This window comes from Candidatus Woesearchaeota archaeon (assembly GCA_021734105.1).
Classification (GTDB): domain Archaea; phylum Nanobdellota; class Nanobdellia; order Woesearchaeales; family SKGA01; genus SKGA01.
Genome location: JAIPJP010000010.1, coordinates 22373 through 32426, shown reverse-complemented (window position 1 = coordinate 32426; position 10054 = coordinate 22373). Strand labels below are relative to the sequence as shown.

At 36.3% G+C, this 10054-nt stretch carries 7 protein-coding genes; 4 read left to right on the top strand and 3 right to left on the bottom strand.

Annotated features, from left to right (window positions below; translation table 11 throughout):
* Positions 1–157: 157 nt before the first annotated feature.
* Positions 158–1144 carry an LD-carboxypeptidase gene (locus tag K9M74_02785; protein MCF7798804.1) on the top strand — a complete coding sequence of 329 codons (987 nt, stop codon included), beginning with the start codon at positions 158–160 and terminating at the stop codon, positions 1142–1144.
* Between the two features lie 34 nt (positions 1145–1178).
* On the opposite strand, the gene K9M74_02780 is transcribed toward K9M74_02785, so the two are convergent.
* The 3 genes from K9M74_02780 to K9M74_02770 are packed head-to-tail and all read right to left on the bottom strand — an operon-like array spanning position 1179 to position 5548.
* Positions 1179–1364 carry a ferredoxin family protein gene (locus tag K9M74_02780; GenBank protein ID MCF7798803.1) on the bottom strand — a complete coding sequence of 62 codons (186 nt, stop codon included), beginning with the start codon at positions 1362–1364 and terminating at the stop codon, positions 1179–1181.
* Positions 1365–1403: 39 nt separating this feature from the next.
* A complete protein-coding gene (nifJ, locus tag K9M74_02775; GenBank protein ID MCF7798802.1) occupies positions 1404–4961 on the bottom strand; it encodes a pyruvate:ferredoxin (flavodoxin) oxidoreductase in 3558 nt (1185 codons plus the stop codon).
* 23 nt (positions 4962–4984) lie between these two features.
* Complete coding sequence (locus K9M74_02770) at positions 4985–5548, bottom strand: hypothetical protein (GenBank protein MCF7798801.1); 564 nt, start codon at positions 5546–5548, stop codon at positions 4985–4987.
* Positions 5549–5904: 356 nt separating this feature from the next.
* Between K9M74_02770 and K9M74_02765 the strand changes: the two genes are divergently transcribed.
* The 3 genes from K9M74_02765 to K9M74_02755 are packed head-to-tail and all read left to right on the top strand — an operon-like array spanning position 5905 to position 10045.
* Positions 5905–6507: an NAD(P)H-dependent oxidoreductase subunit E gene (locus K9M74_02765; GenBank protein MCF7798800.1), complete on the top strand. Its 603-nt coding sequence runs from the start codon at positions 5905–5907 to the stop codon at positions 6505–6507.
* A 13-nt stretch (positions 6508–6520) separates the two neighbouring features.
* Positions 6521–8293 (top strand): 4Fe-4S binding protein, encoded by a 1773-nt coding sequence (locus K9M74_02760; GenBank protein ID MCF7798799.1) that lies wholly within the window; start codon positions 6521–6523, stop codon positions 8291–8293.
* A 21-nt stretch (positions 8294–8314) separates the two neighbouring features.
* A complete protein-coding gene (locus K9M74_02755) occupies positions 8315–10045 on the top strand; it encodes a [FeFe] hydrogenase, group A (GenBank protein ID MCF7798798.1) in 1731 nt (576 codons plus the stop codon).
* The last annotated feature ends 9 nt before the right edge of the window (positions 10046–10054 follow it).

Below are 10054 nucleotides of genomic sequence, written 5' to 3'. Positions count from 1 at the left end.
TGGTCAACGCATCCACCCATTCAAGATAGAATTAAGCGTCTTGAGCAGATGTGAACTAAAAAAGAACTATGAGATTACAAATGGTCATTAAGTTTTTTTAATAAAGACTCTTGTTTGTAAACGAGATGAAAAAACTTTTGAGATATAATTTAAAATGATTATTCCACCTAAACTTAAAAAAGGAGATGCAATCCGCGTTGTTGCTCCTGCTCGCAGTGCAACAATCTCAACAGATGAATTTGTTAATGCAGCAAAAAGTAATTTAGAAGCGCAAGGTTTCACTGTAATTTTCTCTAAAAATCTTTTTGAAAAAGACTTAATGAATTCTTCATCTATTAAGTCTCGAGTTGATGACTTGCATGAAGCATTTGGTGATAAAAATGCGAAAGCAATTTTCACTTATATTGGCGGATTTAACTCTAATGAATTATTATCTTATCTTGATTATGAGTTAATCAAGGCAAATCCTAAGATTTTGTGCGGGTTTTCAGATATTACTGCACTCTGTAATGCAATTACTGCAAAAACTGGTTTGGTGACGTATTCAGGGCTTCACTTTTCAACATGGGCAATGAAAAAAGAGTTCGAGTATAATCTTGAATATTTTAAAAAAAGCTTACTTGAAGAAGATGAATTTGAAGTAAAACCTTCTAAAACTTGGTCTGATGATCCTTGGTATAAAGACCAAGAAAATAGGACGTTGATGAAAAATAGTGGTTATTGGATTCTTCATGAAGGGGAAGCAAAAGGAACAATTTTTGGTGGAAATCTTTGCACTTTTAATTTACTTCAAGGAACTGAATTCATGCCTGATATTTCTAATTCAATTCTATTTCTTGAAGATGATGATTTTGCAGGAGCTGATTTTGATGTTGAATTTGATAGAAATTTACAATCTTTAATTCATCAGCCCAACTTTGAAAAAGTTAAAGGAATTGTAATTGGAAGATTTCAAGAAGGTTCAAAAATGAATCTTGAAAAATTGAAATATATAATTGAATCTAAAGAGGAATTAAAGAATCTTCCCATTATTGCAAATGCTGATTTTGGACATACAAATCCTTTGATTACTTTTCCTATTGGTGGAACTGCTTCTCTTATGGTAAAAAACAATTCTGTAGAACTAAAAATTCTTAAACATTAAAAAATAAAATAAAAAATAATTTTTTTACTTGTTTTTATTCTTCGATAACAGTTATTGCGCCTTCTGGTGCTGCGCCTTCGCATGCCCGACAAACAACGCATTGGTCTGCGTGCGCGACTACGATTTTTCCGCCTTGTTCTTCAAACACGCCTGCTGGGCACACGTCAAGAATGCTTTTGTCATCGCCTAGTTTGTCATAATCAATTTCAATTCTTACCATAAATATCACCTATAGGTTATGTTGTAATGGTTATTCTTTTTATGCTTTTCGCTCCCTATCTTCTGCTAATTTTTCATGTTCTTTTCGTCTGATGACTGCATCTTGTTCAGCTTCTTTAAATAATTGTTCTGCTCGTTTTGGGAATTGCATTTTCAATGCTTTGTACCTGATTTCATTATTTATAAAATCTGCAAATGGCACGTTTGGCGTTGGCGCATCAAGAAGGAATGGATTTTCTCCTTGTTCTATTCGTCGAGGATCATAGCGATACAGTGGCCAATAACCACTCTTTACTGCTTGTTTTTCTTCTGCGACGCTTTGTTTCATATCAATACCGTGTGCTATACATGGTGCGTAAGCAATAATAATTGATGGCCCATTATAGCTTTCTGCTTCAATCATTGTTTTTACAACATGCGCCATATTTGCTCCGAGGTTTATTGATGCAACATAAATGTTTTCGTATGTTCTAAAGATTGCTCCTAGATCTTTTTTCTTTTGTTCTTTTCCTGAGATGGCAAACTTTGCTGTTGCTCCTCGGGGCGTTGCTTTGGAACATTGTCCTCCTGTATTACTATATACTTCTGTATCTAAAACGAGTACGTTAACATTTTTTCCCGATGCTAATACGTGATCTAGTCCGCCAAAGCCTATATCGTACGCCCATCCATCGCCGCCGATTATCCAAATGCTTTTTTCAAGAAGATAGTCTTTAAGATTATTTATTTTAGTAAGAATTGGTTGGCTCTCGCCGTGACTTTCGTTTACTGCTTGGGAAAGATGCATAGTAACTTGTTTTGCCAAATCTTTGGTTTCATCGTCTTTTCTCTCCCAGTGGGGCAAGAAATTGCTAATTGCTTGGGTAAGTTCTTGTGTTGTTCCTGTGCGAAGTACTTTTTCTAAGAGCTCTTTGAGTTGTTTTCTGTTTGCATCAACGGCAAGTCTAAACCCATAACCATATTCCGCGTTATCTTCAAAAAGGCTATTTGCCCATGCAGGTCCTTTTCCTTCAGGTGTTGTCGTGTAGGGAATTGTCGGGAATGTTCCCCCAAATATGGAGCTGCATCCTGTTGCATTTGCAATCATCATATTATCGCCAAAGAGTTGTGTTGCAACTTTTATGTATGCTGTTTCTCCGCATCCTGCGCATGCACCGCTAAATTCAAAGAGCGGCGTTTTAAGTTGACTGCCTTTAACTGAGTTAAGGTTTGTACCTTCAAGATTATCCGGCAGTTTATCGAAGAATCGTTGATTCTCGTTTTCTCCTGCTGCTCGTTCTTTTGCGATATCGTTTGGAACAAGTGCACCTACTGGACATTGCGTAATACAATTGCCACATGCTTCGCACCCTGTACAATCTTCTGGATAAACTTGTACTTTGAATTGTAAATCGTTTTCGTGTTTGCCTTTTGCTGGTAGTGTAGTAAATGTTTGTGGCGCGCCTTCTAAATCTTTTGGCTGTATTTGTTTTGTTCGTATAGCTGCATGTGGACAAACCATGGAGCATATACCGCATTGTATGCATTTTTCAGGAAGCCATTTTGGCACTTTGTTTGCGATGCCTCGTTTTTCTAATTGTGTTGTGCCTGTTGGTACTGTGCCATCAACGGGCATTGCAGAAACAGGTATATTATCTCCTTTGAATTGGCTGATGGGATTAATAATATTATGAATAAACCCTTCGCCTGTTGGATGTTGATGTTCTTTTACTGCATTTGTTTCTTCTTGGGGAATGTTTACTTGTATGGTTGCATCTTTTGCTTCGTCGATACATTGCCAATTCATACTTACAATTCGTTCTCCTTTTCGTTTGAATTGTTTTTCAACTGCTTTTTTCATTAAGTCAATTGCTTCATCCTCTGGCAAAATTCCTGAAACTTTGAAAAATGCTGTCTGCATGGCTGTACTAATCTTTGTTCCAAGACCTACTTTTTCTGCTATGGCGTTTGCATTAATAATATAGAAACGGATATTTTTATCGCGAATTGTTTGTTGCATATTTGCAGTTAAATGACTAAATACTTCATCTTTATTCCATGTGCAATTCAAAAGAAATGTTCCTCCTTTACAAATATTTTCTAAGATGTCGTATTTACCGATGTATTCTGGCTTATGAAGTGCAACAAAATTTGCTTTGGTGAGTAGATAGGTTGAGCGAATAGGTTCATTACTAAACCTGAGATGTGAAACAGTAACGCCTCCTGATTTTTTTGAATCATAGGAGAAGTATCCTTGTACGTATTTATTAGTTTCCTGACCAATAATTTTAATCGAGTTTTTGTTTGCACTCACGGTTCCATCTGAGCCGTAGCCCCAGAATTTACAATTAACAACTTCTTGTTGTGCGGACTCAATATGCTCTGTTAAAGGAATTGACAAATGAGTGACATCATCATTAATCCCTACAGTAAATCCATGAAAGCCTTTGTTTGTTAAATGATCAAAGACTGCTTTGACGTGACTTGGATTAAATTCTTTTGATGATAAACCATATCGTCCACCAATAACTTGTACGTTTCCAAATCCTTGTTCTTTTCCTGCGCGGGATTGAAGTGCAGCAAGGACATCTAAGTAGAGGGGTTCGCCAATACTTCCTGGTTCTTTGGTTCTATCAAGAACCGCAATTTCTTTCACGCTTTGTGGCAGGCTTCCTAAGAAGTCAGGAACGCTAAATGGTCGATAAACGCGTACTTTTATTGCGCCAACTTTTTCGCCTCGACCAACTAAATAATCAATAGTCTCATGTATAGTTTCATTTGCACTACCCATAGCAATAATTATTTTTTCTGCATCTGGCGCACCAATGTAATCAAACAAATGGTAGCTTCGTCCTGTTGCTTGCTCAAACTGAGTCATTCTTTTTTTAATCAATTCAGGGGTTGCATCATAAAATTTGTTGACACTTTCTCTTCCTTGAAAATATACATCTGGATTTTCAGCACCTACTTTTGCGATTGGATGTTCTGGATTTAACGAGTTTGCTTTAAATGCTTTAATCCCCTCATATGCAACGAATTCTCGCAGAATATCTTCTGAGATAGTTTCTATTTTTTGGAGTTCGTGTGATGTGCGAAACCCATCAAAGAAATTGATAAATGGGATGCGTGCTTCAGGACTAACGCTATGACTAATAACTGCTAAATCTTGTACTTCTTGCACGCTTGCAGCACTTACCAGTCCAAAGCCGGTGTTTCGTGCACTCATCACATCGCTATGGTCACCAAAAATGGATAGTGCTTGCGCTGCTAAACTTCGTGAGGCAACATGCATAACGCAAGGGAGTAATTCGCCTGCGATTTTATGTAAGTTAGGAAGCATAAGAAGTAATCCTTGTGATGCAGTAAATGTTGTTGTAAGCGCTCCACCAGTAAGTGAGCCATGAATTGCGCCTGACGCACCTGCTTCACTTTGCATTTCAATAACATCAACAGTTTGATTAAAAAGATTTTTTTTTTGTTGTGCAGCCCATTGGTCTGCGAGTTCTCCCATTGGGGATGATGGGGTAATAGGATAAATTGCTGCAACCTCGCTAAATGCGTAGGCTATATTTGCTGCTGCGGTGTTTCCATCACAGATGATTGTTTCTTTTTTTGTCATAGTTTATAATCCTCTGTTTTTTATCAGGGTAATATTTTTTGCAATGCAAGGCCGATGCTTGCTCCAATACCTGCTGTTATGAGTTGCATGATGCTAAATGCAACGATGAGTGCTACAGGCATAACATTAAGTAGAACAAGAAATAATGCTCCTGTGCTAATAACTGCTGCTTTTATGCTTGCTAGGACTGTTATTGTTTTTATACTTTCTTGTATAGTGCGTACGTTTGTTTTTACCTGTTGTTGTTTTATTTTTTTTGCCACAAGTTTAATGAGTAAAACAAACACAAGATTTCCTGCCCAAATAAATGGAATCATCATCACGACAATAGTGCTATATGGTCCAAAAAGGAGGCCTCGAAGAATTGTCGCAATGCTTGGTAAGATAATGATGGGAATGGTTTGTATCATGCGTAGTCGTAATGCTGCAACAACTAGTGCAGTGTTTACAACAATGCCAACAAGAAGTTGTGGATGACCCAAAATAAAGGGGATAAAGAAGCTAACAAAGCTTAGAATTGCTAAGTACCAATAAGCTTGTGTTGAGTTATAAATGGTTTCGATTGTCTTTTGATTTATTGTTTTCATAGTATTATTTCAAATGATTCTATATTTATATTATTTAGGGTTGTTTCTTGCTTAAAAAAATTAGTAGTCCTTTGTCTGTAGTTATTATGTTGTTTGTAAATAATGAGTCTTATGCTTTAATTTCTTTATCCAACTATTTTCTTCTCTAGGCTCTGTTCAAAATCGTTTGTCTAATTACTTTGAAAGTTTTTTTTAAGTTAGACGCATTTCGTCTTCATCAACGAAATAGATGCGTTTGGCGATAATACTTTTGTAAATCTAGAGAGAATAATACTTTGCAGCATGCATTTATCCTCTATTTTGAATATAGCCCTTAAATAGAAATGTTTTTAAACAATATAACTTGAAGCGAAGGTATGGTGTTTGTGAGAAAAGTTACGTTGCATAATGTTGATTATTTTTATCTTTTTCATACTGAAACGTCTCAAGGTGTTTTTCATAAACATAATCGTTATATAGGTACAAACGAGCCAACTTCTTTGCGCTTAAAGGATCTAGAAAAGCAGTTTCTTAAAGACATTCGAGATGGAAAGTTATCTCATGAGGAAGAGAAAAAACATGATGTTATTAAAATTCTTCAGGATATGCAACAGCGCGAAGGTTATATTGGTGATGCTTCTTTAGTAGAGCTTGCTAAAGAATTACATATTCCTCTTGCAGATCTTGTTGGTGTTGCAACTTTTTATTCTCAATTCAAATTAACTAAACCTGGTAAATACACCATAAGCATATGTAATGGAACTGCTTGTCATATTAAACACTCGCCTGAAATTACGCGATTTGTTAGTGATTATCTTAAGATTCATCCAGGACAAGTTACCTCTGATGGTAAGTTTGGTTTAGAATCAGTAAATTGTATTGGTGCTTGTGCGCGCGCTCCTGCTATGATGATTAATGGAATGGTATATGGTGAACTTGATCGCGAGAAAATAAAAAAAATTTTGGGTACATTAAACTAAATTAGGTAAGATAATGACACAAGAAAAAGAAGCAACACAATTATTGCATGCTGATAGAATTACAGTAGGTCTTGCAACGTGCGGTCTTTCTGCTGGTGGTCAGCCTGTATTTGATGCTCTTAAAAAAGCGAATGTTCTTCCTGTAATGAAGACTGGTTGTGTGGGTATGTGTTATGCTGAACCTATCGTAACAGTGGTGCAAGACGGTGTGCAATCTATTTACGGTCCGCTTACTATTCAAGAAGTTCCTGCTTTACTTAAGGCTATTAAGAAAAGAAAACGTTATGAGAAACGATTCCTTGCAGCAAGTGTAGATAAGCTTCCTTTTTACAAAAAGCAACAACGAATAGTGCTTGCGCATTGTGGTATTATTGATCCAACAAATATTTCTCAGTATGAAGCGCTCAATGGTTTTACTGGACTCAAAAAAGCTTTGCTCTTAAAACCCTCTCAAGTTATTGATGTCGTTGAAAAAGCAGGGCTTCGTGGTCGGGGTGGTGCTGGTTTTCCAACGGCCAGAAAATGGCGTTTTATTGCCGATAAGAAGGGTCAGAAGTATTTGATTTGTAATGGTGATGAAGGCGATCCTGGAGCATTTATGAATAGAACGCTTATGGAGAGCGATCCCTTTAAGATTATTGAAGGGCTTATTATTGGTGCGTACGCTACAGGGGTTTCTAAAGGTATTATTTATACGCGTGCTGAATATCCTTTAGCTATTAAAACGCTTCAAGAAGCAATTGATATTTGTTACAAACATAATTTTCTTGGAGAGCATATTTTAGGTAATAAAAATTTTCATTTTGATTTACGTATTCAACAAGGCGCAGGCGCGTATGTTTGTGGAGAAGAAACTGCACTTCTTGCAAGTCTTGAAGGGCTTCGTGGTTCTCCTCGTCCTCGCCCCCCTTACCCCGCGCAATCAGGGCTTTTTGGAAAACCAACAATAGTAAACAATGTAGGAACATGGGGTCATGTGGCAACAATTTTTCAAATTGGCGTTACTAATTATGCGCAAATAGGTTCAAAATTTTCTAAAGGAACAAAGATTTTATGTTTGAGTGGAAAAATCCAGCGAACGGGAGTTATTGAAGTACCGTTTGGTATTACTCTTAAAGAAATTATTTATGATATTGGTGGAGGAACCCCTCTAGGTACACAGTTTAAAGCATTATTTCCTGGCGGTCCTGCAGGTGGTTGTATTGTTGAAAAAGATTTGGGAAAAACGCTTGATTATGAATCAATGAAAGAACTTGAAACGATTATGGGTTCTGGAAGTTTTATTATTACTAACACACAATCTTGTATGGTAAATATGGCAAAATTTTTTATGACATTTACTACGCAGGAAAGTTGCGGAAAATGCACGCCGTGTCGTGAAGGAACAACACGATTACTTGAGATGTTAACTAAAGTTTCTCGTGGTAATGGCACTGTTCAAGATATTGATAAAATCAAGGAATTAGCAGAATTTGTTAGTGATGCATCGCTCTGTGGTCTTGGACAATTCGCTCCAAATCCCGTGCTTTCAACTATTAAACATTTCAGAAAAGAATATGAAGAACATATCTTACACAAAACATGTCCTGCGCATGTCTGCGAAAATTTACTTAAATATGAGATTGTCGAAAGTAAATGTATTGGTTGCGGTGCATGTAAAGCGCAATGTCCTGTTCATTGTATTAGTGGCGACTTAAAAAAACCTCATGTTATTGATCAATCAAAATGCATAAAATGCGGTAAATGCTATGAAGTATGTGCGTTTGATGCTATTACTAAAAAATAATTCGAAATATAAGTGACTGTAATGATACAAAAAACTAAGAAAAAAGAGAAGATAACATTTGAAATAGATGGCATTAAAGTAGTTGGAAAAGCAGAAGAAAAAATTATTGATGTTGCAAAACGTTACGCTATTGATATTCCTCATTTATGTATGCATCCTCGTTTAGAACGTATTGGTGCTTGTCGTCTTTGTCTTGTAGAAATTGATAATAATAAAAAACCGGTAACGTCTTGTACGCAACCAATTACTGAAGGTATGAAAGTAAAAACTCACACGCCTAGAATTTTAAACGATAGGAAAAAGGCATTACAACTTATTTTAGCAAATCATGATTACGCTTGTGTTACTTGCACGCAAAACTTACATTGCAAATTACAATCTTATGCTGAAGAATTTGGAATTCACACGTTGCCCTATGAAGGAAAAAAACGTCAATCAATAATTGATACTAGTAGTAAATCAATTGTTCGTGATAATAATCGTTGTATTCTTTGTCAACGATGTATTAGGATTTGCAATGATGTGCAAACTGTTGGCGCACTAAGTTTACAAAATAGGGGGTTTAACTCAAAAATTACTCCTCCGCTTGATTTGAATATGGCAACAAGTAATTGTGTGAATTGCGGTCAATGTGTTGTGGTGTGTCCTACGGGTGCTTTGTATGAAAAGCAAGATATTGAGCCAATTATTAAATTATTGCAATCAAAAGATAAACATGTTGTTGCGCAAACAGCACCTTCAATTAGAGCGGCTCTTGGCGAACTTTTTGACATGCCTCTTGGAACACCTGTAACAGGAAAATTGGTTACATCTCTTAAAGAAATTGGTTTTGATAAAGTATTTGATACAGACCTTGCAGCAGATATGACTATTGTAGAAGAAGCAACTGAGTTTGTTAAGCGGTTTAAATCAAAAAAGAATTTGCCGATGATAACAACTTGTTGTCCTGCGTGGATTAAATTTGCTGAACAATTTTTCTTTGAGCAACTTAATCACATGTCTACATGTAGAAGTCCGCAGGCAATGATGGCTTCTATGATTAAAACATGGTATGCAAAAAAGAATAATCTTAAGCCTGAAAATATTGTTTTAGTGGATATCATGCCGTGTACCGCAAAAAAATTTGAAATTGCTCGTCCAGAATTTGTTGGCGAAGCAGATTATGTGATAACAACAGTTGAGCTTGCAAAACTTATTAAACAATTTAACATTGACTTTCCAAATCTTCCTGACCAAGATTTTGATAAACCGCTAGGTGATAGTTCTGGTGGGGGAGATATTTTTGGTCGTACTGGCGGTGTGATGGAAGCTGCATTGCGTACTGCAGCCGAGATGATTACTGGAAAATCTGCAACGGATGTTGAGTATAAAAAAACTCGTGGTCTTGATTTGCGAAAAGAATTCGAGCTTATAATTGGTAAAGAAAAAGTAAATATTGCTGTTGTGCAAACGCTTGGTGAAGCAAGAAAAGTAATGAATGAAATTCGTGCTGGAACATGTACATATGATTTTATTGAAATTATGGCTTGTTATGGTGGTTGTGTTGGTGGTGGTCAGCCGCGTTATGAAGATCCTAAAGTTTTAAAGAAACGTGCAGAAGCACTTAATAAAATTGATGTAAATAAAAAGGTTCGAAAATCTCATAAGAATCCTGCAGTTATGAAGTTGTACAAGGAATATATTGGAGAGCCCGGTGGTAAGCGAGCACATAAACTCCTTCACACCTCTTACACCGAGAGAGAATTTTTATAATTAATTTAT